Origin of the sequence: Mobilisporobacter senegalensis (assembly GCF_003752155.1) — a bacterium.
Taxonomy (GTDB): Bacteria; Bacillota; Clostridia; order Lachnospirales; family Lachnospiraceae; genus Mobilisporobacter; species Mobilisporobacter senegalensis.
Map to the genome: position 1 here is coordinate 56,292 of NZ_RJVG01000004.1, position 26,786 is coordinate 83,077.

27 protein-coding genes are annotated in these 26,786 nt (G+C 33.4%); 6 read left to right on the forward strand and 21 right to left on the reverse strand.

Annotation, left to right across the window (positions count from 1 at the left end):
• Window positions 1-65: 65 nt before the first annotated feature.
• The 3 genes from EDD66_RS07600 to EDD66_RS07610 are packed head-to-tail and all read right to left on the reverse strand — an operon-like array spanning window position 66 to window position 3,234.
• Window positions 66-2,642, reverse strand: a complete 2,577-nt coding sequence (locus EDD66_RS07600; RefSeq protein ID WP_170164287.1) for a transglutaminase domain-containing protein — start codon at window positions 2,640-2,642, stop codon at window positions 66-68.
• Between the two features lie 27 nt (window positions 2,643-2,669).
• Window positions 2,670-2,975 carry an AAA family ATPase gene (locus tag EDD66_RS07605; RefSeq protein ID WP_170164288.1) on the reverse strand — a complete coding sequence of 102 codons (306 nt, stop codon included), beginning with the start codon at window positions 2,973-2,975 and terminating at the stop codon, window positions 2,670-2,672.
• 49 nt (window positions 2,976-3,024) lie between these two features.
• Window positions 3,025-3,234, reverse strand: coding sequence for an AAA family ATPase (locus EDD66_RS07610; RefSeq protein WP_170164289.1), 210 nt, complete (start codon window positions 3,232-3,234; stop codon window positions 3,025-3,027).
• 180 nt (window positions 3,235-3,414) lie between these two features.
• On the opposite strand from EDD66_RS07610, the gene EDD66_RS07615 reads away from it, so the two are divergent.
• From EDD66_RS07615 to EDD66_RS07625, 3 genes are all read left to right on the forward strand, one after another.
• Window positions 3,415-3,903, forward strand: coding sequence for a sigma-70 family RNA polymerase sigma factor (locus EDD66_RS07615; RefSeq protein WP_123608985.1), 489 nt, complete (start codon window positions 3,415-3,417; stop codon window positions 3,901-3,903).
• Complete coding sequence (locus EDD66_RS07620) at window positions 3,896-5,266, forward strand: immunoglobulin-like domain-containing protein (protein WP_123608986.1); 1,371 nt, start codon at window positions 3,896-3,898, stop codon at window positions 5,264-5,266. The genes EDD66_RS07615 and EDD66_RS07620 overlap by 8 nt, the downstream gene beginning before the upstream one ends.
• 240 nt (window positions 5,267-5,506) lie before the next feature.
• On the forward strand, window positions 5,507-6,751 hold the full coding sequence (locus tag EDD66_RS07625) for a hypothetical protein (protein ID WP_123608987.1): 1,245 nt from the start codon (window positions 5,507-5,509) through the stop codon (window positions 6,749-6,751).
• A gap of 42 nt (window positions 6,752-6,793) precedes the next feature.
• On the opposite strand, the gene EDD66_RS07630 is transcribed toward EDD66_RS07625, so the two are convergent.
• The 4 genes from EDD66_RS07630 to EDD66_RS07645 all read right to left on the reverse strand — a co-directional run bounded on the left by EDD66_RS07630 (window position 6,794) and on the right by EDD66_RS07645 (window position 12,100).
• On the reverse strand, window positions 6,794-9,145 hold the full coding sequence (locus tag EDD66_RS07630) for an ABC transporter permease (RefSeq protein ID WP_123608988.1): 2,352 nt from the start codon (window positions 9,143-9,145) through the stop codon (window positions 6,794-6,796).
• 1 nt (window position 9,146) lies between these two features.
• Window positions 9,147-9,905 (reverse strand): ABC transporter ATP-binding protein, encoded by a 759-nt coding sequence (locus tag EDD66_RS07635; protein ID WP_123608989.1) that lies wholly within the window; start codon window positions 9,903-9,905, stop codon window positions 9,147-9,149.
• A 108-nt stretch (window positions 9,906-10,013) separates the two neighbouring features.
• Window positions 10,014-11,279, reverse strand: a complete 1,266-nt coding sequence (locus EDD66_RS07640; protein ID WP_123608990.1) for a HAMP domain-containing sensor histidine kinase — start codon at window positions 11,277-11,279, stop codon at window positions 10,014-10,016.
• Between the two features lie 35 nt (window positions 11,280-11,314).
• A complete protein-coding gene (locus tag EDD66_RS07645; protein ID WP_330510938.1) occupies window positions 11,315-12,100 on the reverse strand; it encodes a response regulator transcription factor in 786 nt (261 codons plus the stop codon).
• 159 nt (window positions 12,101-12,259) lie between these two features.
• Here EDD66_RS07645 and EDD66_RS07650 point away from each other — a divergent pair, with 159 nt between their 5' ends.
• Window positions 12,260-13,948: a HAMP domain-containing methyl-accepting chemotaxis protein gene (locus EDD66_RS07650; RefSeq protein ID WP_123608991.1), complete on the forward strand. Its 1,689-nt coding sequence runs from the start codon at window positions 12,260-12,262 to the stop codon at window positions 13,946-13,948.
• A 144-nt stretch (window positions 13,949-14,092) separates the two neighbouring features.
• Here the strand turns inward: EDD66_RS07650 and EDD66_RS07655 are convergent, their stop codons facing one another.
• The 9 genes from EDD66_RS07655 to EDD66_RS07695 form a co-directional block, all read right to left on the reverse strand.
• A complete protein-coding gene (locus EDD66_RS07655) occupies window positions 14,093-14,821 on the reverse strand; it encodes a MerR family transcriptional regulator (protein ID WP_148053934.1) in 729 nt (242 codons plus the stop codon).
• Between the two features lie 6 nt (window positions 14,822-14,827).
• Window positions 14,828-15,670: an Hsp33 family molecular chaperone HslO gene (locus EDD66_RS07660; protein WP_123608993.1), complete on the reverse strand. Its 843-nt coding sequence runs from the start codon at window positions 15,668-15,670 to the stop codon at window positions 14,828-14,830.
• Window positions 15,671-15,844: 174 nt separating this feature from the next.
• Window positions 15,845-16,519 carry a DNA alkylation repair protein gene (locus EDD66_RS07665; protein WP_123608994.1) on the reverse strand — a complete coding sequence of 225 codons (675 nt, stop codon included), beginning with the start codon at window positions 16,517-16,519 and terminating at the stop codon, window positions 15,845-15,847.
• A 139-nt stretch (window positions 16,520-16,658) separates the two neighbouring features.
• A complete protein-coding gene (locus EDD66_RS07670; RefSeq protein ID WP_123608995.1) occupies window positions 16,659-16,796 on the reverse strand; it encodes a diguanylate cyclase domain-containing protein in 138 nt (45 codons plus the stop codon).
• Between the two features lie 104 nt (window positions 16,797-16,900).
• The gene (locus EDD66_RS07675) at window positions 16,901-17,245 is read right to left on the reverse strand and encodes a phenylpyruvate tautomerase MIF-related protein (RefSeq protein WP_123608996.1); all 345 of its coding nucleotides are present in this window, start codon (window positions 17,243-17,245) and stop codon (window positions 16,901-16,903) included.
• A gap of 108 nt (window positions 17,246-17,353) precedes the next feature.
• A complete protein-coding gene (locus tag EDD66_RS07680; RefSeq protein WP_123608997.1) occupies window positions 17,354-18,670 on the reverse strand; it encodes an alpha/beta hydrolase family protein in 1,317 nt (438 codons plus the stop codon).
• 152 nt (window positions 18,671-18,822) lie between these two features.
• On the reverse strand, window positions 18,823-19,245 hold the full coding sequence (locus EDD66_RS07685; RefSeq protein WP_123608998.1) for a DUF3021 family protein: 423 nt from the start codon (window positions 19,243-19,245) through the stop codon (window positions 18,823-18,825).
• Window positions 19,246-19,249: 4 nt separating this feature from the next.
• Window positions 19,250-19,693 carry a LytTR family DNA-binding domain-containing protein gene (locus EDD66_RS07690; protein ID WP_123608999.1) on the reverse strand — a complete coding sequence of 148 codons (444 nt, stop codon included), beginning with the start codon at window positions 19,691-19,693 and terminating at the stop codon, window positions 19,250-19,252.
• A gap of 211 nt (window positions 19,694-19,904) precedes the next feature.
• Window positions 19,905-20,897, reverse strand: coding sequence for a MerR family transcriptional regulator (locus EDD66_RS07695; protein WP_123609000.1), 993 nt, complete (start codon window positions 20,895-20,897; stop codon window positions 19,905-19,907).
• Between the two features lie 266 nt (window positions 20,898-21,163).
• Here EDD66_RS07695 and EDD66_RS18400 point away from each other — a divergent pair, with 266 nt between their 5' ends.
• Together EDD66_RS18400 and EDD66_RS07700 are read left to right on the forward strand one after the other, a co-directional pair.
• Window positions 21,164-21,322, forward strand: coding sequence for a hypothetical protein (locus tag EDD66_RS18400; protein WP_170164290.1), 159 nt, complete (start codon window positions 21,164-21,166; stop codon window positions 21,320-21,322).
• A 665-nt stretch (window positions 21,323-21,987) separates the two neighbouring features.
• The gene (locus tag EDD66_RS07700; RefSeq protein WP_123609001.1) at window positions 21,988-22,692 is read left to right on the forward strand and encodes a hypothetical protein; all 705 of its coding nucleotides are present in this window, start codon (window positions 21,988-21,990) and stop codon (window positions 22,690-22,692) included.
• A 682-nt stretch (window positions 22,693-23,374) separates the two neighbouring features.
• Here the strand turns inward: EDD66_RS07700 and EDD66_RS07710 are convergent.
• The 5 genes from EDD66_RS07710 to EDD66_RS07730 all read right to left on the reverse strand — a co-directional run bounded on the left by EDD66_RS07710 (window position 23,375) and on the right by EDD66_RS07730 (window position 26,771).
• Complete coding sequence (locus tag EDD66_RS07710; protein ID WP_148053935.1) at window positions 23,375-23,563, reverse strand: hypothetical protein; 189 nt, start codon at window positions 23,561-23,563, stop codon at window positions 23,375-23,377.
• 42 nt (window positions 23,564-23,605) lie between these two features.
• On the reverse strand, window positions 23,606-24,361 hold the full coding sequence (locus tag EDD66_RS07715; RefSeq protein WP_123609004.1) for a hypothetical protein: 756 nt from the start codon (window positions 24,359-24,361) through the stop codon (window positions 23,606-23,608).
• Window positions 24,362-24,486: 125 nt separating this feature from the next.
• Window positions 24,487-24,798 carry a Mor transcription activator family protein gene (locus EDD66_RS07720; protein WP_123609005.1) on the reverse strand — a complete coding sequence of 104 codons (312 nt, stop codon included), beginning with the start codon at window positions 24,796-24,798 and terminating at the stop codon, window positions 24,487-24,489.
• Between the two features lie 218 nt (window positions 24,799-25,016).
• Entirely contained in the window at window positions 25,017-25,823 is an 807-nt protein-coding gene (locus tag EDD66_RS07725; protein WP_123609006.1) for a recombinase RecT, read from the reverse strand.
• Window positions 25,824-25,838: 15 nt separating this feature from the next.
• The gene (locus tag EDD66_RS07730; RefSeq protein ID WP_123609007.1) at window positions 25,839-26,771 is read right to left on the reverse strand and encodes a YqaJ viral recombinase family nuclease; all 933 of its coding nucleotides are present in this window, start codon (window positions 26,769-26,771) and stop codon (window positions 25,839-25,841) included.
• Window positions 26,772-26,786 lie beyond the last annotated feature (15 nt).

A 26,786-nucleotide genomic window follows, 5' to 3' on the forward strand; every position in this document is an offset into this window, starting at 1 on the left:
TCCTGATCTCATTGCCTTCATTATATCATAGGAACTTTAAATTAACTTTAAAAAAGGAAACACCCCTATTTATAAGCAATGGTAGAAAAATAAATCTTAACTTTATTATTCCATTTTGATTTCTTTATCATCTTCTTTTTTAAGCAGTTATAATAGAGGATCATAGACTCTATATCTTCCGGTTTTATTTCATTTTTAGAATAACGTATATTGTTATAGAGGGTAAATACCCTTTCTAAAGTAATTTCATCAAAGTCCGATCTATGATTGATACGTTTTCCATAATCATATAGAGTTTCCCCACTTATCAACTTATACCCATCCATTTTTAAGAATTTTAAGATATCTCCTAATAAATATTTTGCTTTTTCATTGGACGCAGCTTTTAAGAATCTGTTCTTTTTGCCATATTTTAATATAAATATATATATTAGGGGCAAACCTGCAAATCCACCTAAAATAATGACGCAAATATGAAACATATACCTGGTCTGCTGCATTTTTTCAAGATGAATTATTTTTTTATTTTCTTCTGCCTGCTCATTTAGTATACTTTCCCATTCATGAGGTGAAGAAGAATTAGATACCGTACTTACGGTTTTTCTATCTTCCCACATGTAAAATCGTTCATGATACCTTCCTGGAGTAGGTTCAAAGGGAACCCAGCCGAACCCTTCCATATAAGCCTCTGCCCAGGCGTGGGAAGCACTATTCTTCACCAGATAATTCTCACCATCATAGTCATCATAATTCACTACCAGTCCCTCTACATATCTTACAGGAATACCTACGCATCGGCCTAAAACAGCCATTGCTGTTGCAAAATAAGTACAATAGCCTTTCTTATTCTCAAATAAAAAAGATTCTATGGTGTCTTCAACCTTTTCAGGTTTTGGAGGCGATAATGTATAGGTATAGGCAGACAGGTAACGTTCAATAGCTTTTAATTTATCATAATCATTATTATGGCTTTTCGTAATTTCCTTTGCCAGATTCTTCACTCTGTCCGATACCACCGGTAATTTTGTAAATTCATTTTTTATTAATTTCGTATGCTCTCTCATTTTTTCTATAAAATTATCTTCCATAGGATAATTCTCAAGATAATGATTATAAAGTATTTCTTCCAGGTATGTTCTGAATTCATCATTGTTAAAAGATTGATTTACAGGCTGTTTTCCACTTCCATCCGTTCTACTTATCTTTCTAAGATAATTTTTGATAGTATCACTTTCATAGTTGATTTCATAATAGCTGATTTCATAAGCTGCACCTCTTTTCATCAACTTATCTCCATAAAGATTGGGACCGGTGCTATCGTATGAAATTGTATCTGATTCTAATTGGTATGTCTTTAATGGATAAAAAACAGATTTTGTTTTTATTTTGTGATATGTAATTTCTGCTCTGCAGTTTTTAAGTAGAATTTCCGATTCCTGGGGCCTTATATTGTATAAATAAAATCCATAAAGCATCTGATGAAAGTCAAACATCAAAATAATAGTGTTAGTTCCTAATTCCTTTATTAATCCTATAAGATGTTTTTTACTTTCCGATATATCCTCAATGATTAAGATTAATCCACATTCCGCTCCACATTTTATCAGCTCCGCCAGAGTCTTATAAAGATCCTCTGAAACATAATGAGTAATCACGATATGCTGGATATTAGTATTTACATCCCCACTTCCCCATTTTAAAATTTGATCTATACTCTTCATTCCACGAAATAAAACATTGACGCATCTTTGGTAAAATTCATCCAGATCAGATTGTCTGGAGATTGTAATCCTTTCCATCTCTTCCTGATGAAAAAATCCAGTAAAAGGTATCCTCTTTCCCCTGCAATAGTCAGCTAAAGCTAACGTGCTCTCTATAATCTTATCTTCTATGATTACCTTTGCTAACTCAGTTTCATTCTTTAAGGGTACTAAATCCATATATACATTAACTCCTCTGTTAGGAATACTAATATATTGCCGTACAAGCAATTCACCTTTTTTAGCACTTGCTTTCCAATGAATTATTTTTTTACTGTCTGAGCTTAAATATCTTCTCACCTCACAATCTGCCTCTTCCTCTTCTCCCTTCATTCCTCTCTTATTATATTTAGAATCTGCATTTAGAGATATTAATTGAGGATTCGTAAGAGATCCAATTCGAGGCAAAACAGATATCTTCATATTTGATTGAATTGGATAAGTAATGGAAAATAGATATAAAAAATCCGTGATTGTCACAGATCTGGCACCAACATAATACTCCCCTCTATACCTGCAGCAGATGGAAGTTTCCATAGTTTTCGACTCTCCTGGAAGCAGACTATATTGGTTATCTTCATCTATTCCAAGAATTCTGGACTTATCACGGTAGAAATTCACCTTAATGTTATGATATGGTAAAATATCTTCATTCGTTAATTTAAATATATATCTTGTCACCTCTCCTTTTATAACTGTTTTATTCTCAACTGCCTGATATATTTTAAATCGTAAATATACATAATAATTATATAACAAACAGATGACAGGAATGATCAGGGACATATAAAACAGCGCAAATGGGATATTCCCCCCATAAAAAGATGCGAAGACAGCGGTTGCCATAATTGATAATATTAATATGATTCGATTTTTGACCATATGTAACTCCTTATCAATATAAATCATTTATAGAATAGGTATCTTTATCTTTTCAATTATAGATTGTACAACGCTATGGGCTGTCTGTTTATTAAGTCTTGCCTCTGGTGACATAATCAATCGATGTGCAATCACCGAAATTACCATGTCCTTTATATCATCCGGGATCACATAATCTCTTCCCTTGATATAAGCATTGGCTTGTGCTGCTCTTGTAAGTGCAAGTGTAGCTCTTGGACTGGCTCCAAGAGTGATATTGCTGTTGTTCCTCGTTGCATCTGTAATTTCCACTATATAACCTAATAAATCCTGATGCACATCAATCTGAGCCACATCCTCCTGCATCTTAAGGATAGTACTCTCTTCTACTACTGGTTCAAGATTAGATGACTTCTTTTCTTGTAAAACCACAGTTTATAGTTTTGGCAATACCATTGGCAAGGGTTGTTTTCCCTACTCCGGGAACATCTTCCAACAGCAGGTGTCCCCCTGCCAAAAGTGTGATAATTGCCTTTTCAATTACAGGTCGTTTCCCGACAATAACTTTTTCAATGTTTCTGATCATATCGCTAATGATAGGTTGCTTATCCATGTTTTCCTCCCTGCATACCATATAATTTGTCCCCATTATATGTTTAATACCAAAATATGTCAACGGGATTTATTTCATACATACTTTACTTTCAGATATTTAATCAAAATAAAATATTTTTATTTTTTTGAAAAATTTAAGGCTGCTTATTTGTATTATTAGTGAAAGGAGTTGATAGGGATGCAATATTCATTTGGTACCGATGAATATATACATTATATATTAGATAATTATTCCACGATGCTTATTAAACTGGCATTTACCTATGTTAAAAATATCAGTGATGCAGAAGATATCGTACAGGATATATTTGTTAGTTTAATGAAGCGGGGTAAGGGGTTTGATAATGAGGAGCATGAGAGAGCATGGCTTATAAGGGTTACGATCAATAAATGTAAGAATCATTTAAAATCATCCTGGAATCGATTAAAAGTTCCATTGGAAGAAAATATAAGCTATCAGCAGGAAGAACAAAGCGAAGTTCTATCCGTTGTATTAGATTTGCCAGATAAATACCGTACTGTAATACATCTATATTATTACGAAAATTACTCGATCAATGAAATCGCAGAATTAATGACGAGAAGGCCAGCCACTATTGGAACCTGGCTGTCCAGAGGACGAAACCTGCTAAAATCAAAATTAGAAGGAGGATTTGAATATGAATAAGGAAAACTATAAAAAATCTCTGGATGAATTAGAAATCTCTCCAGATTTTAAAGAAAGGACTGCAAAGCTTATGAAAAATACATTGAATAGTAATCAAAAAAATAATAATCCTATAAATAAAAGATTGATTTTAACTTTTGCAAGTGCAGCAGTTATCATATCTGCCGGTGCATTTGCTTTAAATTATAACAATAACCTGTCATCCAACAATCAGGATAATCCTATTGTAATGACCGAATCTTCTACGAAAGGTATTACAATTCCCGTGACAGAAATACAGGCACAGGAAGATAGCAGCATAATGTCAAGCATGATGGGGCTATTTGTATATAAAGGAAGAATTTATATACAAAGTAATACTACCTTTGAATTAGATAAAAACTTTATGGTCAAGAAAGAAGATATGTTGAATTTACGTGGAGAATATATAGGAAAGACTACAGGAACCATTGATGAATGGAGTAAACAAGAGGATTATACGAAAGAATTTGCTTCCACTATTGGCGAAAGTGATATTTATACAGTAAAAGGATATGATAGTAAATACAGATTAATGGCCTATTCTGAATATGAAGGTGGTTTTAGCTGTGAAATTTATGACAGCTTTGGAGGTGAAGTTTTAAAAACAGGTGCGGATTATTTTGATAAGCTGAATCTCCAGGACAATATCACATCCTACCAATGGGAAAGTTACGATAGTTGGAATAATGGGAAGGGGGAACGTGCGGATGAGAGGATGAATGATTCCTTTGAACAATTTATTTCAGCACTTTATACCTCAGAACCTATAGGCAACAACATCGATCTATTTACAGAAAACACAGAGAATGACAGTCAGAAATTTGTATATGTTAAAACAAAAGATAATTTGATCACTACTCTTCGACTTTTTAAAGAAGGTTATGTTTATGCCCCAGAGGCAGGATTCTTTAAACTGGATCAGGATATGTTTAATATTTTCTGGGACACTATGCCCGTGGCCTCCGGTATAGATGTAGAAGCGCCAGTAGCGCCGGTGGAAACTCCGGCAGTATCAACATCTGCTGAAGTAACTATGGATAATGATTCTTATCCGGTAAGCACTCATTCCATTACATTAAACATTAAAAACACCGGTTCAGAAGAAATTGCTTACGGGGTAGACTATAGTATTGAAAAATCAGTTGGTGATGCCTGGGAAGTCGTTCCTGCCATGAAAAATCTTATGTTTATTGAGATTGCCCAGATCCTTAGCGGCAATTCTGAGCAAGATTTTGTGATTGATTTAAAACAGCTGACTCCCCGCTTAGATATTGGTCATTATCGTGTTGTTAAAAACATTGGAGGAGAAGAATTTATCGTTGAATTCAATTTAATTAAATAATACTTAAGTAATATTTAATCATGAAAGCCATGGGGTATGGCACTATTTTGTTCAGTGCCATACTCCATGGTTTTCATCTATTGATATTATTTAAAAGACCCCTTTTTCATTTCAAATCAGGTTGTTTTCTCTATTTTTATATTTACAATTGTATCTAAATATGTTATATTTTGGTTGTTGTGCATATAATACAAATAATAAGAGGAGAGGGGAAATATTTATAAATTTCCCGGTGTAAAAATGAAAAAAACACTAACTGCATTATTAATTATTGTTCTAGGTATCATGATGGCAGGTTGTTCCATAAAAGATAAACCTGTCAGTAATGAAAATGTTGAAGAAAAAGTAACGGAAACTGTTGAGGATACTACTCAGGATGAAACAGCTTCTAATGAAGAAGAGTCACCTTCAGAAAAAAGCACTTCTAATGGTAGCTTATCCGATGATTTATATAGTTTTCAGGTTGAATTAAATGGTCATATCTATCAATTCCCTATGAGCTATAGTGATCTGACCTCCAATGGCTGGAAATATGAAGGGGACACTTCTCTAAAATTAGAACCGGACCAATATACTACAGAGCAGTTTTCAAATGAGGATGGCTTAAAATTATATGTTGATATAGTTAATCTTGGTATAAACAGTGAATCCTTTGATAACTGCCAGATTGGCGGCTTTTCAATCGACAACTACGCAGTTGGAGATAAAGAAATATCACTTATTTTACCTGGTGGAATTCAATATGGAAAATCAACTATGGAGGATGTAATAAAGGCATATGGTGATCCATCAGATACATATGAAGGCTCTCTATATACATCATTAACTTATGAATATGCTTCCTATCAGGATATAGATTTAAATATTGATATAGAAACTAAAGTTATTAATTCAATAGATCTTAGGAATTTTGTATTAACAGAAGAAGCCGCAGGCCAGAATACTGAAGTAAGTTCAGAAGTTCCATCCGTGGTATCTGAATATAAAGCTCCTTCTTCACTTGGTAATGATTTAACAAGTTTCATCGTTGATTATGATGGCGCTCTTTATCAACTTCCTGCTCCGGTTTCAGAATTTGTGAAAAATGGCTGGAAAGTAAAACCAGAAGAATCTGACCCTGCAGTGAAGGCAAAAGATTCCGGCTGGATTACTTTAATGAAAAACAATCAATCATTACGTGTTATCGTAAGAAATTATGCCGAGGCTGCAACTACCATCGACAATTGCTTTGTAACCACTGTAAAAGGCGGCGATAACTCTACTGATATGCCGATTACGATTCAACATAAAATTACAAGAGGAATGTCAAAAAGTGATTTAGAAAAGGCTCTAAAAGGTACTAAATATGAAACAGATGATTCTTCTTCTTTTGAGTATTATACAATTGCAGGGAAAGAGAGCAGCCTCGACAAAGTAGAAATCATTGTTAACAAAGACACGAAGAAAATACAGTCTATTGAAGTAAGCAACAGCCCAAGACGATAGATATCATAAACAAGGCCTGGTATCACTACCAGGCTTTTTTTATTATTCACTTATCAGCTCATATGCTGATATTTTCCGAATGCGATAAGTGATAATCATAGAGGTAATATAGGATATGATTATAATTGTAATACCTAGTAGTACGATCCAAAGAGGTTTTATAATATAATTTGCTTTCATAATACCCATTGCTCTTTGTACTACCGACATAATCTTATTTGTTTGTGTAATACCAGCTATGCCGCCAATACCGACTCCTGCTATGATAGGTGGAAGAAATCCTATTGAAAGTTGATTCATAAGTTGGAATGTTGTAAAACCGATAGCTTTTTGGATTCCCAACTCACGTTTTCTACGTGTAACTGATGAATTGATCACAAAATACAATACAAGCATAACGATCGATATCGTCACAATTAATATTCCAATTCCGACTTTAGACACAATGGAAGTATATGCTCCCGTACCAAGTTCCATTGTTTTATCTATATTTACTACAGATAGAATAGAATCACTAGAAAGATTTTCAATCTCTGCAACAAACTGGGTGGTATTTGTTTTATCATTCAAATATATTTGAAGGCTTATTTGTTTGAAATCAGGATTGAGCCTTAGTATGCCTGTATATGTCATGGAAGCATTTACTCCACCCATATATGCACCCTGAGTCAATCCGGTAATAATAAATTCTCCACTACTATGCCCAATCTTTAAAGTTACACTTTCTCCAATCCCTTTATTAATTACATCTGCCAGATATCCTGCAATTGCTATTTCATTGCTATGGTGGGGATATCTACCCTCATAAATTGTATTCGTTATTTTTTCAGAATAATCTTCCATAATAAAGAACCTTACTTCAATATTATTCATTTTAACCATTGTTTCATCAATGAATTGAACTTTGTTAACATGATTCATATTTTTAATATCATGGATAAGTTTTGAATTATCCGTATCCGTTCTTAAAATAATCGAGGCATTAGAAAGCTCGATACCCGGTGTCTCAGCAAATGCCTTTATATCGATAGTGGTATTATAAAACATTATCACTGCAAATGTTCCTGCAAAAGTTACCCCAATAATTATAACCATTATCATTACGCTTTGCTTCATATTTTGGAACAATGACTTAAAAGCGAGAATAATTATTAAGCTGCCTTTTGAAGTATTAAGGGGCATATGATTTTTACGAAAACTATGAGTAATGATACCACCACGCAATGCCACAATTGGATGGAGTTTATTGATACGTCTTGCTGTAATAAAAGCAGTAAGAATCACAAAGATTAAAATAGTAATTAATGTAATACTACTGATTCTGCCATCAAAACCCTGTTCCCATTTCAGTCCGGATTGCTGTGCAAATACATCAGATAACATTGGTGTTGCAAGATATGATATAGATATTCCAATGATACTGCCTGCAAATGCTATAAGGACAAACTGCAGGACAATTGATAAAATAATCTGCCTGCTTGTATATCCCATAGCTTTTAGTGAACCAATTTTTGTCATATCATCTTCTATACTGTTGCCAATTCTAAATCTTACAACAATTAAACATACCAATACAATGATTGCTGCAAAGGCCACGATCATCATTGCTACCATGCTTGCCATCATTACCCGTGACAGCCTGACAATACTTAAATCAAAACTTAATAATGTATTCACTATATCTGATGAACTTGATAAAGTTTCTAAATTTGTCAGTTCTTTAATATGGCTTTCAATATCTTTATTAATTTCTTTCAGGTTGGCAAATATCACTGTTGCTTTATTTGTATCACCTAATTTACCAGAAATATTTTCATAAGTATCATGAGGTAAATAAACCCCCATCAGCCCCAGTTCAAAGGAACAAAAGTATATATCTTCTATGAATCCTTTAATGGTAAATGAAAACCTTTCATCCCCAAAAAGCACTTCAAATTTATCATTAAGCTGATATCCGCCATCTTCGTGAAAAATGGATGGCAAATAAATTGACATATCATCGGGCGCCAAATGTTCTCCTATATATTTCCATTTTGACATTTCCCGGGTTTTATCAGCATCATTAATAAGAAAAACGCTCTTACGTGTATCATCCCGATACTCTATGATTCCTTGCGCCCATAAAGACTCTTCTTTCTGCATTTCCAATGTATTGCTATTATTTGCAATAAACTCTTCTATTTCCATATTATAATAATTGCTAGGCATAACATAATATATACTGGAGGTATTTAGTTCTTCTATTGTCTTTTCAAAGAATCCTCCAAAGCTTATTAATACAAGCAGCCCAGCATTAAATAATAATCCTGCTATAAAGAACATAATAAGAAGTGAAACTGAATGTCCTTTTGATTTTCTAATATTGGCAAAAGCCAGCATAGATATTTTATTCACATTACCACCCCATTTCACTCAGGAATGCCTGCAGCTTATCATGTCTTTCCCTGTCTCCGCTTACATATTTCCCTAAGCTGCAGATCCCCTGAATCACTCCATCCCGCATATATAGAATACGATTACCTCTTCTCGCTGATTTTAAATCATGGGTAACCATAATGATATTTTGTCCTTTATTATTTATCCCGGTCAGAACATCAAGTGCTGCTTTTCCCGCTGCGGAGTTAAGAGCTCCTGTAGGCTCATCTGCAAAAACAACTTTAGGCTGATTGATCAGTGCCCTTACAATTGCAGCACGCTGGGCTTCTCCCCCAGATAATTGAGCAGGAAATTTACGCCACATATTTTCGTCCAGGCCAACTTGTATAAATAATTCTTTGGCTCTCTCTGTAAGTATTTTTCTATTTTTACTCATAAGCAAACCACTGGCAAGAATATTGTCAAGTATACTCATATTGTCTAATAGAAACATTTGCTGAAATATAAAACCACAGTTTAATCGGCGAAAAACCGCCAATTTATCATTGGAAAGGAGTTCTATATTTTTATCCAAAAACTGAATGGATCCAAGTGTTGGTTTATCCATCCCTGACAAAGCATAAAGAAGTGTAGATTTTCCTGCCCCAGAGGAACCCATTATTACGGTAAAATCCCCCTCATAGATCTCAATATCCAGATTTTTAAGCACATGTTGTTGTAATCCACCATTGGAAAAGGTTTTACAAAGCTTATTTGTTGATATTATTACATTACTCATCATCATTTCCCTTTCAAAAAAATAAGACTGTCTCTAAATTACAGTCTTATTATAATCCTTAAATCCTTAACAGGTCTTTAAACAATTCTTAACCAATCCTTAAATATTCTACGCTATAAGTAATTTGATCCTCACTATAAATCCATCATCCACATTTTCACATTCAATATCTCCTGACATTTGATTCATTAAATACTTAGAAATATATAATCCAAGACCAGTACCATTTTTACCTTCTGAGTTTTTAGCCCGATAGAATTTATTAAATATTAATGGTTTCTCATCTTCCAGAACTCCTGATCCAAAATCCTTGAAATCTATAAAAAGATAGTTTTCTTTGATATATGTGGATATGTCTATTGATGTACATGCATATTTATAAGAATTACTTATCACATTATCAATAACTTGTGCTAATCGCAATTCATCCAATAAAACTATGCATTCGGATATACTAAAACAGGTTACATGGTTGTTATAATCTGCATTTTTGATCAGATCGTATATCAGCCTGCTTGATTGCTCTGTAACACTAACTTTAAGTTCTTGTAATTCTTCTAATGTTGCATTAAACATATTTGTTATTAAGGTATTGATCTGCTCTGCCTTTGAGTTTATGACATCCAATTGCTTTTTCTCGTATGCATTCTTGGATTTTGCATGCATAACCTCAGCTACAGCCATAATGGAAGCTACTGGTGTTTTAATATCATGACTTAAAGATGCTACAAGTTCCTTTTTACTTTGATTGGCAATTCTTTCATTCTCTCTTGCTTTTTTAAGTTCTTCTCTCATTAAGTCAAAACTTTCCGTAAAGGCCCCAAACAGATTCCCCTTATCCATTTCTAATGGTATATCCAGATTCCCCTCTGCCACCTGGCGGGCAAAATTCGTCAATCTTCGAAATGGGAGAAATATTATTCTGTCAATATATAACGTGTACACGATACCTATCACCCCTACAGCAAGTATGAATATCTCAGTAAAAGCAAACAAATACATTCTATATTGATTCCATATATCATCTATATTATTATAAATTATTAGTTTACCTATTTCCTTATTATCAGACTTAATTTCAATAATTGTATCACGATTGCGAATAGCTGAATTAATATCAGTATTTAAATCACGTTTTGTTGATGCAACATAATTATTATCTGAATCCAGTACAACATACTCTAATTCATAGTTCAGACCAGGCAATTTATTATCCTTTACACTATTCCATTCTTCTGCCAGGGACTGAGCAATATCATTCACTGCAACTATATCTATTTCTGCTTTACTTCTATCTTGAAAAACGTAAAAAACCACACCGGACCCAACTAATAATATTATTATAATCCCTAAAATAACCTTTTTAATGTTCATATATTATCCCTCAAAACATTCTTTTACCTTTGCATCTAAAATTCAAATATATACCCCGTTCCCCAGACCGTTTTAATATAATGAGGTTCATTTGGATTTTTCTCAATCTTTTCACGTAATCTTCTAATATGTACATTTAATGTTCCATCACCAGTAATAGAATCGCCCCAGACTTTTTTAAATAATTCTTCTTTCGTGACCGTTCGATTTTGGTTTTGGGCCAAATAAGTCAATAACTTATATTCCATTGACTTTAATTTAATTTCTCTTTCATTGTAAAAAAGCTTTTCCTTATTCAGATCAATCGTATATTTATCGAAACTTATACTATTCTTGGTATTGCCACTATAATTGCTGCTATAACGTTTTAATACGGCATTCACTTTTGCAAGTAAAACGTTTAGTGAGTATGGTTTTTGGATATAGTCATCTCCCCCTATATTAAGGGCAAGTAATACATCATCATCACTGGTTCTCGCACTGATAAATAAAATCGGCTTATCTGTAGTATTTCTTAACTTCTTACAAATTTGAAACCCTGATGTCCGCCCTAAATTTATGTCTAATAAAATCAGGTTTGTATTATGATGGGATAAAAAATCAAAACATGATTTTTCATCTGCTGCCCAATAAGTTTTTACTCCAAACATATTAAAGTATTCGCAAGTGCTTTGGGACAGCGCTTCTTCATCATCCACGATCAAACAATCATAATCTGACATTATATCTTCCTCCATATTGACTGATGGTTTTGGTATATTTAATCTTGAAATTATTCTAACATAATTTGATTTTAATTCAAGTATTATGAAAATACCCATTTATGCCTCCAAAAATCGTTGCTATTCATGTGGTAAATATCCGTAATTTTATAAAAACAGTAATAGTTATCATTATTGTTATTGTTATTGAAGTCCTATTATAATGAGTATAAATAACAAACACGTGCGGGTTATAAAAAAATAAAAAGGCGGTATTTTATGAGACTAAAAATCAAAACTAAAATAATAATAATCTTTGCAATACTTATTTCTCTTCTATGTATCACAAGTATAATTGGGGTAACAGGTATGAATTCTATTAAAAACATGTACTCTGAAGTCATGAACAAGAATATTCCTGTTGAAACTTTAGTAAAAGAAGTACGTTCTCTCAATCTGGAGCAGGTTGCAGCTGTTCGTGGATATATCATATATAAAGACGAAACATATAGTACTTTATTTAATGATATCAATGGAAAAATTGATATTACTTTTACTGAAATAGAAAAAAGAATGGCCAGTAAAGAATCTCTCGACTATCTAAATAAGGTAAAAGAGGAGCATGAATCATATCAGAACGGATGTAATGAGATTTTCTCTCTTGTAAAACAAGACAAAATGGAAGAAGCAATTGCCCGTGGAGAAGAGATGAGGATACATGTTACAACCATAAAAGAAATTACAGATAATTGGAGCAAATGGGTTTCTGATCTTAATATTAATATTATACATAATGTGGATGATAGTATCAGAATGAAATTTATTTCTCTGTTTGCCATTGTTTTCATATCAATTTTAATTTCACTCATAGCAGGACTTTATATTATTAGAAATATTGCAAAGCCGATCATATCTTTAACCAAAGCTGCAGCTATTATTTCAGAAGGGGATCTGTCCAATGAAATTCCTAAGGCTAAGACTAAGGATGAAATTAGTGATTTAAGTGATTCCTTTGGTATAATGGCACAAAATTTGAGACAATTAATCATAAGTATCAATGATGTTTCTCAGGAACTGGTTGCCTCCAGTGAAGAGCTGTCTGCCTCCAGTGAAGAAGTAACCAAGGCATCTGAGCAAGTTGCAATTTCAATAAATGATCTTGCCAAAGGTGCTTCAGACCAATCAGTATCAACAGAAAAAAGTAATAGTAAAATCCTCCACATTATAAATGCTTTTTCTAAAATTGCCAATGATATGGTCACTTCTGATAAGTTAACAGAACAGGCAAGAGAGACGGTTAGGATCGGAGAAGAAGCCGTCAAATTTCAAGAAGAAAAGGTAAATGAAAATTTACATATATCACTGCAAGTCTCATCTTCTATTACTGAATTATCAAAACAGTCAAAAGAGATAGAACAGATATTAGATGTCATCCACGATATTGCAGAACAAACAAATCTGTTGGCATTGAATGCCGCAATTGAAGCTGCACGAGCAGGGGATGCAGGAAAAGGGTTCTCCGTAGTTGCGGAAGAGATTCGAAAACTGGCTGAACAGTCAAGGAACTCTGTACAACAAATCAGCTCCATCATTGATGAAGTACAAACAAGTGTAAATGAATCGGTAAATCATATTAGTAGTTCTGAGAAATCAGCGCTGGAACAGACAGATGCCTTGAAAGAAACGATCAAAGTATTCCATGATATCTCAACTACGGTAAATGATATTGCCCATAATATACGACAAGTATCCGATCAATCCAATGTTTTGAATAAAGATGCAATCCAGGCAGGAGATGCAATTGCAGAAATCGCCAGTATCTCACAGGAAATTGCTGCAAGTTCCGAGGAGCTGGCCTCTACATCAGAAGAGCAGGCTTCCACAAATGAACAGGTCGCAGCGTCTGCTGAGAACCTGACTAAATTAGCAGAACAGTTACAAAATAATATTATAAAATTCAAAATATAGATAAGCTGGATACTACATGCCGGTTACAGGAACTTTTATATGGGCATAGCCAATTAAGAGCATATTATTAGTAATGGGAGCATAATTCCAAAGAATTGTGCTCCGATATATAAAAGACCAGATAAATCTATTATTTATTACAGATTAACTTTTGGATTCCATATTCTCACTTAAATAATTATAAAGTTCGGGACTCAACCCATAATTTAATACAGAATCCCTTTCCTCCGAATGGTACTGATATACTGCATTTCTTATTTCATCATTTTGGCCTAATATTGTTGTATTAAACCTTTCCCAAAATTCAATACACTGTCTCATTTCTGTACTATCTGCCGGTTTCTTAGTCTTATAACAACGTTTTAATAATGCAATAAAAGAAAACCATTCCTCCTCCATTTGTTCCATTTCATCCTTAGGAATAGAGTCAAAACTCCCTCTCAATTCTTCTATTTGTTCTTTCGTTAAATATTTTTTTGAATTCATCTGCATCATCTGAATTACTTCAATAAATTTATCTACAGTAGAATTTTGTTCAACAATAAGTGTATTCTGTAATTCCAGCAATTGACCATGAAGTTTTTCCAATTCTCTTAACTTACTCTCTGTCTTTTGAATCTGCAATTTAACTAATGCTTTCGGAGAGGCATCTACAACAGATAAAATATCCAGAATTTCTTCCAGGGAAAATCCAAAATCTTTTAATGCAAGAATATGATAAAGCTTCTTTAAATCATTTTCTCCATATAAACGGTGACCACTTTCTGTCAGGTGACTTGGAATAAGCAGGCCAATCTGATGATAATGATGTAATGTTCTTATTGTTATTCCTGTTATTTTTGCCAGCTCTCCAACCTTCATAAGATATTTCAAGACCAATCAACCTCCCATAATTAATCCAGCTACTTCATTGTAAGGAAACGAATAGCTTTTGCCGCAGATTCCACAATTCATTTCCACCGTTTGCTTTTTAGATATGATATCTGATAATTCTTTTTCTCCAAGTGAATTTATCATACCATAGAACATTTCTCTGGAACAACCACAAAAAAGGCGTATCGGTTGGATTGCCATTATATCTGCAACTTTAAAGACCTTCGGGATTAACTGCTCTAAAGGAAGCTGTTCTATCATCATTTTATGTTCATCTATCCATCCTGTCCATTTTGTTAAGTGTTCCTCTGGGGCAAATGGCATAAGTTGTATTAAGAAGCCACGACTACGTACCACTTTTTGAGATTTATCACAATCATAATAGCACTGGAACGCTGTATATAATTGTTCACTTTTTCGAAAGTAATTTGAAAAATCCCCAGTAATATTCTGATATGGCATATCTACACACCCTGTATACATGGACCCTGTTTCACTGCCTTTTGTAATTCGAATATATCCTCTTCCACCGATTAACTCAGCGATTGTATCTGCCTTACTTTCTAGAAGCGCCTTACTGCAATATCCATTTACATTACCGGAAGAATCAACCTCACATCGAATTGACTCACTGGAATTGGAACAAACCATTTGTATACTTAATCTTTGGTTTCCTTCTAATAAACCGCAAAGCAAATTCGATATGGTAAATGTCTTAGCTAACGTTTCCTGACAGACCTTATTTATTTGTTGTTGTTCTATTAAATTGCTGACCAAAGAAGTATTATCTATCATAAATATACGGACCTGTTTATCTTTGGACAGCAAACGTATCATTTTTGTTTCCATAAAAATTCTCCTTCTGTATATTAATAATAATTAGTATACAACCTGACGTAACGTTAGGTTCAAGAAGAAATTTATCTTTATTACCACCAAATTTAGCATATCTTTAAAAATAAAAAGAATCAAACCCGAATGTCTGATTCTTTTAACTGTTTATAATTTTAATTTTATTACAACCTATTTTTTTGTCCTTTTTTTGATACCTGCCTCTATCCAATTAGGCGCGTAGGCAGAAGTACAACCTTTGGGCACTTTCAAATCCCGGTATACTCCCAAAGTTTCTCCAAGAGCAATACATTTCTTTGTAAAATCTGGATAGCATATTCCTATCTGGCACAGAGCATAATTCATTGCCCATTGCTTCCCTGGGGTAGCAGTTTGCAATTCATTTTTGATTGTCGTTAGAAGTTCCTCTAACTCTTCATTCGTCATTTTACCGTCAGATACTTTGTGAACAATGAGATTCCATCCTGCCCGGCCTAAATTATCCTCTCCCGAAGCTGTCCATTCTTCTGCAAGAAGATCTACAGATTTATGTTTAGAGACAACTTCACCTGCAAATTTGTCAATCATATCATTATAATTTATTTGTGAAGCCATATTCCGGATTTCATCCAGGGTCAGTTTATTTACATCAAATATCATACAGGCGATCCACTGCGCTTCTGTATTCCCACTATACCAAAGTTCTAACGCCAAATCGTGATTTGTCCCCAATTGTTTTACCAGTTTTCTTAACTCTCCCATTAAAACACCGTAAGTGTTTTCACTGGCACCATTCTTTATATACATCTGTTTACGTTTCTCATTACCTAAATCCTCAAGAATTGTGAAAACTTCTGCTTTTGTCACTTTTATCACCCTCCCAAACTATAACTTTCATCATGTCAGTAAATTATATTTCCATCTTACTTTGCTATATTAACATATAATTTAAAATCAGTGTTTCCATTTTAAACTTATTTTAATACCTTCCATAAAATTAATGTATTTATATCCCATCCTTGTTCTTTTTTCTTTTTGACTTATACATTTTCTGGTCTGAAAGACGTATAAGTTCCTCTGCTGTTCTTGGAATCTCCCTCATTGTCTCTATCCCGAAAGAAATAGAAAGATGGAAATTTTCCATTTATTCACCTCCCAATAGTATTAGTATTTCCCTTTTATTTGTAAAAATAAATATATACAGTCAAACAGAAGCGGTGTATGAACCTTCCCGCTTCTGTCCTGATATTATAAATTAATTCCGTTCCAACCCCATGTGGAAACTTCCTCATATTTCACATAAATGCAATCGCCCTGAATTCCCAGCTCCTCCTCTAATATTTCCATAATTGCCTGAGTAAGATTTTTATATGCATCTTGTGATGCCTTCCCGAATAATTTTACTTCTACAAAAGCAAGAGGTTTTGCATCGCTGCCTTTAAAATACATGGTACTATTATCATCAAATGAAATCATAAGCCAGCTTTCACTTTTACCCGGAATTAACTCAATGGCTTTTCCCAGCTTATTTTTTATGGATTCTCTTTTTTCTGCACTTATGGTAACGGTAGTTTTTGTACTGATATAAGGCATTCTGTTCTTTCCTTTCTCTATGATTTTTAATTTATACTCTAATATTATACCGATTTACCATTATATGCAAATTGTTTTTATTAAAATCCTGTATTCAGATAGAATGGATTATTGGGGAGATAAAGCAGTTGTTTCTTCACTAAATTTCCCCTTGTCTTTTAATACCACATCGAAAAATTTTAAAATCAGGCTGTTTTCCAATTTAATATTCTCTCTGGCATCAATTTCTGATTTCTGTCCATCCACTAAGCGGGTGAGAACCGGTGAGACCAAAGAAAGGTCCGTAAGTGCCAGGTGTTTCGTTCCTTTTAAATATACATCATAACTTTCCTTACATATTTGACCCGATATTTTATTTCCTGCATAGACCCCTGTATCTGTACCGTCATGAAGCTGTACCCATACCTGATCAGAATAAATATTTAAAATAGGGATATCATAGGGTTCTTTCTTTGGAATAAATTCTCCCTGATTATTGTCATATACGATCTCACTAAAATATGGACCATCAATATTAATGACAGCATCCACATCTTTACGTTCTCTTCCAATCTGTACACTTGCAGCGGCTCCCATGGAATGCCCAAACATTCCTATTTTCTCTGTATCTATCAACTCATACAGGGTTGGGTCCTCATCTGCTTTCTCTATCTCTTTCGTATATTGCAGAATAGTGTCTATAGTGAAATTAATATCCTCCGTTCGGATTTTCATCCACTTTTGTATTAGCTCAGCGTAGTAACTGTCTTCGCTAACATAAATAACTTCCTCCATGTATTTTTTATCCACTAGCACTACCTTTCCGTTTTGTGATTCCGTATAAAAAGAATGTCCCGGATGGTCAATGGCGCACACCACATATCCATGACTTGCCAGTTCTTCATAAGCAGACTGATTGCTGTTCTTAATTCCAAAAGCACCATGAGAAAATACAATAAGAGGATATTTTCCCTCAGTCTCTTTGGGATACCAGAATGCAACGTTTACCTGCCTGCTGCCATCATTATAATAGTCTGGTGTATTACTTGTAAATGTATATTCTGCAACAGCAATATTGTACTCTCCCGTTGGCTTGATTTCCTCATATTGAGGAAATAAAAATGCCGGAAAAAGCGCGGCAGTAAATAATAGAATCATTCCTGCTCCATTAAGAATGATCTTTCTTTTTCGGAATTGTTTTTGTTTCTTCTGTGAAAAATTCAAGATGTATATACTTCTCATAGCAAGTATCAGTAATAATACTCCCAACAAATACCAACGCATCCCCCATTCCAGGATCCCTGTCATACAAAGTATCACAAAAATCACAAACCCTGTTAGCCGGATATAGCATCGTTTCTTTCGGTGATGTAAAGCTGTACTAACACAATAAATTGTAAATGCCATTTCAAACGCCAGAATAATACCAAAAATAACACCTGTCATAACTTCCTTCCCTTTCTCTGCTCATCATTTGTTTTAAGGTAACATACTCCAAACAACAAGTAAATAGAGGTAAAACCATGTTGCAGCCACAGAAAGGTAAGAGGTATAAAAAAAGCAGTAAGTTGCAAACCTACTGCTAATTCTACATTCCATTATTTCATTTTCTCTGACTTTATATTCATTAACTGTTGATTGATGGCGCTGGCAGTTTTATGATCAATGAACCATATTATAAAACGTACCAGAATATATATACCCAGAATCTCCAATCCAAATATTACAGTCTGAACCATTCCCGACACCTGTCCCATAATATTTCCAAAGGTTAAAATTACAGTTTCTATGAGCATAAAATGAATGACCATGCGGATATATCTGCTTTTCATTGACAATTCTTTTTTGGAAACAAGCACAAGTGATGGCAAGTCTCCTGCAAGAGCAAATACTGCTGTTAGCATAATTTCCCTGAAAGTAAAGGCATGTTCCGGATTGAGCAGTGCCGTTCCTAAGATGATTACAGTAAAAATAATGAAGTAGTCCCGAATTATAAACTTAAATGACTCTCTTTTTTTCATTTTATCAGCCTCCCAATCCAAGTTTGCTTTTCAGCTGGGGTACATATTTTCTTGATACAATTACAATTTCCTGATTGTCTAGTACTACTTCAAATCTACCGCTAAAAGAAGGGTGGATTATTTTTATTTTTTCTATATTTAATATGGTAGATTTAGAGCAACGGAAAAACCGCCGGTTTTCACATAGCTGTTCCAGCTCATACAGTTTCTGCCTGGATTCATATATCTTATTTTCGCAATAGATAAAAACTTTATTATCAACTGCTTCAAAATAGTACACATCTTCAAATGACAGACAATGAATATCATTTCCGTCATAACCTATTAATCTGCTTCCTGATATTTTAAGGCTGTTAACATAAGTTAGAATCTCATCCGTCATTTCATGGCATCGGATAAGAATTTCTTCCTCTTGTTCCTTTTCAATGGTTTCGATGGTAATTTTCATTTTGCCACACCTTCTTCATTATACCTATTGCTCATATCTCAGTCTGCTAAAAGGGTATATTCTTTTTCTCATAATCTATCTATGCTATTGGGATTTTCAACAAAATTACAATAGTTTTCATAACTATATCCTTTGATGATAAATTTACATATTGATGTATATTAAGTATATTTTAGTTCTATTTAATATTCAATATTATTTCCATAATTTATCACCTTTTAATAGAAAAAGAAGTCTCCAAACCTATCTTTTCTTCCTTTAGTTTTATAGGCACATATCTTTGTAGCTGTTCATAGCCAAGACCTTTTTTTATTTCATCGTCATTATAGGTCATGTTCCCCATGATGTCACGTTCTCTATCGAGTATAAAATTAGTTCCCTCCAACCATTTCATAATTTTATTTTCAACCTTCATAAGGCTGTCATCATCACCGTCAATGCATACCGCGGAAGCGTACAAGCCTCCTTCAAACTCCATGACTTCATATGGAGCGGTATCAATTTCTTTGACACACTCATGTACACTATATAACCATCTGAATTTTCCGTCGTTTCTTCTGCACAAAAAATCAGAGCAATCAAAGATAACGCTTTTTTCCAAGTTTTTATGCCTCCCAATCCAAAACATTAAACAGTCTTCATTGAACAATTCACCAAAGTTTTGATACTGGGATGTCAGCGCTAAGAATTTCGGCATCCTCACAATCATTACATCCGGGATTTTCTTGTCAAGTTTTTCGGTTATTTCCAGCAAACGGTTCACATTCGCTGGGTTGCCGTTATAATCAACATTTACAAGCTGCCCTTCAATCTCTTGCGCTTTTTCGTAAAGCAGCTTCACATCTGCATCCTGTGCAAAATCAGCCTTTTTGATTTGCTCGATAAATTCCAAAACAATCGACTTCAACTCGTGCAGAAGTGATACCTCTTCGTCAATGCCGTTGACTTTCTTCCCCAGAACCTCCAGTACTACCTTAGAATCCGGTGCATCAAATATACGCTGGATATCTTTTATGCTTATGTTCAATTTACGCAAAATCAATATCTGCTCCAGCCTTTTTACGGCAGCCTCGTCATACATTCTGTAGGCGTAATCTTCACTTCGGGTGCTGGCTATCAGCCCCATATCTTCGTAATACTTTAATGCGCGTGCAGAAATATCATATTTTATTGACATTTCACGTATTTTTATAAGTTCACTCATATTTTACCTCCATAATGATTTTCTATAACCATTATAAAGTACGACGCAACGATCGAGTCAATAGAAAACTGCAAATTAAATAAATTTTCTAATAGCTACACATGATCCTGATCTGTTATTTCATGCTTTTTCTTTCATTGTTAACCTTCTAAAAAGGGTATCTTTTTGTCTGCCCGGAACTATCCTCCTTGCTATATTGAATTGGTTTACTTGTATTAATAATAGGTGTATAATAATGTCAAATAATAAAACACGAGGTAATTAATATGTCAAATTCTAGTAATAATAAATCCCAAAACGGTATAGCAATCGGGTTAAGCTTAGGCTTAATATTTGGTTTACTATTTGATAATCTAGCATTTGGTTTAGTATTTGGATTAGCATTTGGATTGATATTTGATAACAGAAAATTTTTTAAAAAGTAGGTATTACTTTTATTCCATTTGCATCAACCTTTCCACAAAGACATAGCTAAAAATCCTACTCGTAATCATCGCCACGAAATGCAACACAAAATAAAAAAGCCTTGAAATTTCAAGACTTTTTTTACTGCAGTCGACGGGACTTGAACCCGTACCCAGTTATCCCAGACTAGATCCTTAGTTATAAGCATCAATATTTACTAATACTATTTGATGCTATTTCGTGTTATTCTGTATTTTGACGATGTTATTTTGTCCATTATTTTATGATAATTCCATTGTGTGTTTTTGCCATTGATGTAGTGGTTGATGTACTTTATGTTTCATTAATACATCATAGCAGTAAAAAGGTTAAAAAAAAGTGGATATTACATCTAAATTATGTAACTAATGTCCATTCGAAATAAGAATGTGCAAAGATAGTTGAAATTAATACCTTACTATATGTATTGATTCGAGATAGAAATATTTAATGCCAAGAAAGATACTATCTAAAGTAAAATTTTATTAGTACGTCTCATGCATCTGATACAGATACAAAAATTGTATATTTTTTTATAGACGAACTTGACATATGGATAATTTTGGTATAATATATGAAAAATGTTTAAATTTGTAAAAATCACTTTACAAATACATTTTTAAAAAATAGAAAGGGGATTATAATTATGAAAAAAGCACTATCAGCAGTATTATTAGTAGTATTAATTTTATCAAGTTCTACGACAAGCATTGCAAATGCAAAAAGCTTAGAAAAAGAAGTAATACCTTCAAGTAAGGAGGAAAATATTGATGATAGCATCGATTCATTTACTTTTGATAAGCGATTTTTAAAAACTATTGTAAAAGATAAGATATCTTTTGCAAAACAGCATAACATACCTCTATCTGAAGATGGAAAACCAATTAAAAAGATAGAGATAGAATATGTTCCTGCTACAATTAATGAACCAGTTCAAAGTAATAATGCTAGTATTGAACCAATGGGAATCCTTTTTTATGTAGGCCAAGTTACAGATCATGGCTCAGGATGGTATAATTCAAGTGACGATTTATATGCTGATATAACAACATCTGGACCTGATACTTTAGTAATAAGCAAAACTGTAGGATTTGAAGCCAAACGGACAGGACATATAGGAGTAGGTGACTCTGAACTTTCAGGAGAAATTGGATTTGAAATAGGCAGATCTTATAGTGTTACTTTTTCGAGTACTACACCTGTAGCAAAGGGAGAACGTTTAAATGTAAAAGCCTATACAACATATTTAAAAAAGGAATGTTGGATTTATGAAAAAGTTGGATTACAGTATGTAGGAACAACTTGGACATATAAACCAAATGGCGCATATTTTGTGAAAACGTGGTATTAAAATGAATGATAGAAACAAATTATATTTAGTAATCATATTATGTGTTATAATAATTTCAATAAGCATTATTATATCATGTTCATTACATAGGTACGAATATATTCCAGAAATAGATTCTGTTTTTGATAAAATTTCTGGAAAAGTTTTAAGTAGATAAAAATTTTATGTTTTATGTAGTTGCATAAATAGACAATATTAGCCTATTTATGCAACTTTTTTAATATAGAGTCCTCCATCTGATTTTTAAATTTTTCTATATTCGAGACTTTAAAGAAATTGAATCATCGCGGAATAACCGTAGCCAATAGCCAGTCACTATAGTTTATCTTATCTTCTAAAAAACAATACTTTAATTATCGCAATGGGTATTAGCACAAAACCAAATAAAAACCCTGTGACAATCCTCTGTGTTAATAAATTGCTATAAGTACCAAATCGAATTTTATTTGCATAAATTGTTTGACCGACAGCCCAATATCCTAATATCATATAAATAATTATTAATACCATATTACTCCACCTTTCTCTTTTGAATCTTATCTCTCTCTTTAGTTTTATTACTCCTGAAAAATTAGTGTATCTACAACCTTATTATTCTGTGAAATTTTTTGTGTAGCATAAAAATGCCCTATTGGGAAGAAGCTTTCTCCCAATAGGATATTTGTTTAAATTTTCATAGCCACTAAAAAAAGATTGCCGCAAAAAGAAGAATTCCAACAATCAAACTTAATGCAAATGGCGCTATTGTGAGAGCTTTTAAAAGTTTTATTAGTACTGCCTTAAAGGGTACTTTTGTTCCAAGATCATTTAATAATTGACCTTTAGTATATATATTTTTTCTTAATAAGACCAAACCAATAATTCCTACCATAATAAATAAGATTCCCCATAGCATAATATCACCTCACGAATTTTATTCAGTATATTTTTCTATATAACTTCCAGCAACAACTGCTACTACAGTATTTCCGCCGTCTGTATTTTCGAAAGAACTTATACCCAAAGGTAGACCTTCAGTTAATATATAGTCACCCTCAAATACATCTTCTGCTGATCCAATATATAACACATAATACTGTTGTCCATTTTCATCCACAATATTAATTGTAGTAAATGTAATGGTATCAAGCATCTCCTCGTATATTTCAACTACTTGTGCCAGTGAGATTTCCATGAGTTTATCGCCGTACTTTTGTGGGCTTTTTGCTATATGTTTATATTCTAGTTCGTAATCTACATAATTTACAAGATCGGTAATATTTTTTGTTGGAAAATAATTGGGATGTTCTTTTAAAAATACTGTTGCTTTTTCATTCAGTGTATAAGGAACTACTTCATTTTCCTGAGTTACACTGTATATGTCATAAGGTGTTATTTCTCCACTTGATTCAGAATTTACCTCATTTGAGATACTGTTTGTTTTCCCATTATCTTCATTGCTGACTTCTGACTCTAAAATTGTATCATCTGCAGAACTTTCCACTGATTCTATCTCGCTATTTTTATCCTGATTCTCTGTCTGTACTGTGGAACTTTCAGAGAGCGGTTCCTTATTATCTGATGTGCACCCAGTTATTGTCACTAATATAATTACCACTATACAGGCTGCTATCAAGCTTTTTTGTTTTATTTTACTACCCTCAATAATATTTTTATTATTTTTTATCATATTGTACTCCAATCTGTGTTTACTCCAATATGTAATTGGATATCATCGCTATATTTTTTCTTGACTTTAACACATACTTCACAGTTTTACATCAATGACCATTGCTTTAAATTTACGCCCAGTGATTATACTTTTTTTCCTGTTTTGAAAATATTTACTTTCTTCTCTCCTCTCTCACTGAATTCTTTAATCATTTTTCTAAGATGTCTTTCCGTGTACTCATATTTTGTGGCTAACTGCTTCAAATTGGTGCCATTATATTCTTCTATCACCTGCCTTATAATACATTCTGTTGTATACAATTTTTTAGGAAAGGTTACTTGCTGACCTCTCAAATTTTTGTAAATTAAATATACAATATCTGGACCTGCAAATTCCGCTATGTCTCTATAAATTCCTGCGTAATCCTCTAATTTTTTTGATTGATCATCTTCCATTACAACCACCGCCTAATTTTGGTAACAACTGGCTTTATTTTAATACATTTATTTTGTCAATTCATTGGTTAATGCACTTGTCATTTTCCTTGTAAATAATCATTTAATACTCTAAGAATTGAAAAAGCAGGAACTGGAATGTATCCTGTTCTCTGCTTTCTATGTACCTTCGCGATCGGTTTTGGGTTCGACCCAAATATCATAATAATAATATATAACTATTTTTCTTCTATTTCTCCAACATCTGTACACTGTCCATCAATAATTTCCTCATTTTGAACCTCCGACATATCAATTGATATCTCTGCTTTTACTGTCTCATCAACAGATATTGCTCTTTGGAAATCAATCTTTAAGGGTGCATATTTCAAAACCTTTTTTATTACTGTTTTCTTTGCCATATCTTCATAGTTTGATTTCCATGGACTGTATTGGGATGAATAGCCCTTAGAATACTTCAGAGCATGTATATCAATATCCTCTTTGCTCATAACTTCAAAACCAAATCCCCCATTCTCCAATTTAAAAAAGGCATAGACTAAAATCATCTTGCCTCTGTTTGCCAATGCGGGTTTATGTGCTAATTTGGAATCTAACCCTAATTCATATTCAAAATAATCTTCTTCATAAACACAGTGTGCCTGTATGGTCTGCACTTTCTCATTTCGGTACACCAAATCTATCATTCCCTTAAATCCTAATTGAAACTGACATTCTAATTTCCCTTTATTTTGATACGGAATCAAGTATGCCTGCCCCAGAGATGTATTAGGTTCCAAGCCAAGTTGTGCTGCATTCATGAGAGCAGCAAGAAAACTCATCTGAGAACATTCTGCAAGTTTAGGAGTATTATTTACTGCAGATAATGCCATACGTGTAAATCGTTCTGGTGTGATAACAGAAGGAAGTGCCTTTTTAATTTCTGGCTCCAATGCCTTAATCATATCTGTAATGCTCATACTTTTTGTCAATTTCACATCCTGCTTGTCTACTTTCTTTTCCAGTGCTGATTTTATATCTTTCATTGTATCCCTTCTTTCCTATGCTGCCTTAATTAATAACCGTCTGTAATTAGATACCTTACTGTACTCTTGATAAATATCTGGTCGTTCTGTTTTAAGTCGTTCTGTATCTAATTTTGTGGCTATTGTATTTTTCCAAGTAATACGATAAGAATCATTGATCGCAACTTCTGAATCTGCCATAAAAAGTTTAATGTCTTGCTCAATTTTCCTCTTTTCTTGCTCTAACCTAGCAATGAATTCATTCAGTTCTTCTCTTCGTTGTAATGCATCATCAAATCCCTGAAGAATTAGGCTCTCATGAGAATGAGGAGTACCAAAGTACTGATTAATTAATTCATCTACTTCCTTTGATCCATCTGGTTCTGGTATCACTCGTCTGCAAACATTATTATTCCAAAAATCAGTTTCTATTTTAATTAAATTATTTATTATTTCTTCATCTCGCTCGATTTTAACATATTTAAAATCTTGTCCTAGAATAACAACAGCAATATACCACGCATCCGCATTCATAACTGCCATATAATGATAACATTGGGCTAAATAATGTGCTGGCACTTCCCCGTCCTTCCATTTGCCGGCACTATACGGGCTTGCGGTCTTACACTCTAATCCTATATTCTCACCTACTAACATTCGATCCACATTTGCAAGTAAATGTGGATACTGTTCATGCATAAATATTGAATTCGCTCTACGTACTTTTAAGCCTGTTGCTTCTATAAATCGCTTAGCCACGTAATCCTCTAAGTCTCTTCCTTGTTTCATTGCTTCATTATCAATTAGAATAATTTCATCTCCAATTTTATCAAAATAAACAGACATTGGAGATGAGTATGGATTTAACCCGCATATTGCCCCTGCATCACTTCCTCCAAGTCCGAGTTTTCGATATTTCAACCATTCTTCATGGCTTAAACCAGATGTTTTTACTAAGACTTTACACATAGAAACCTTCCTTTC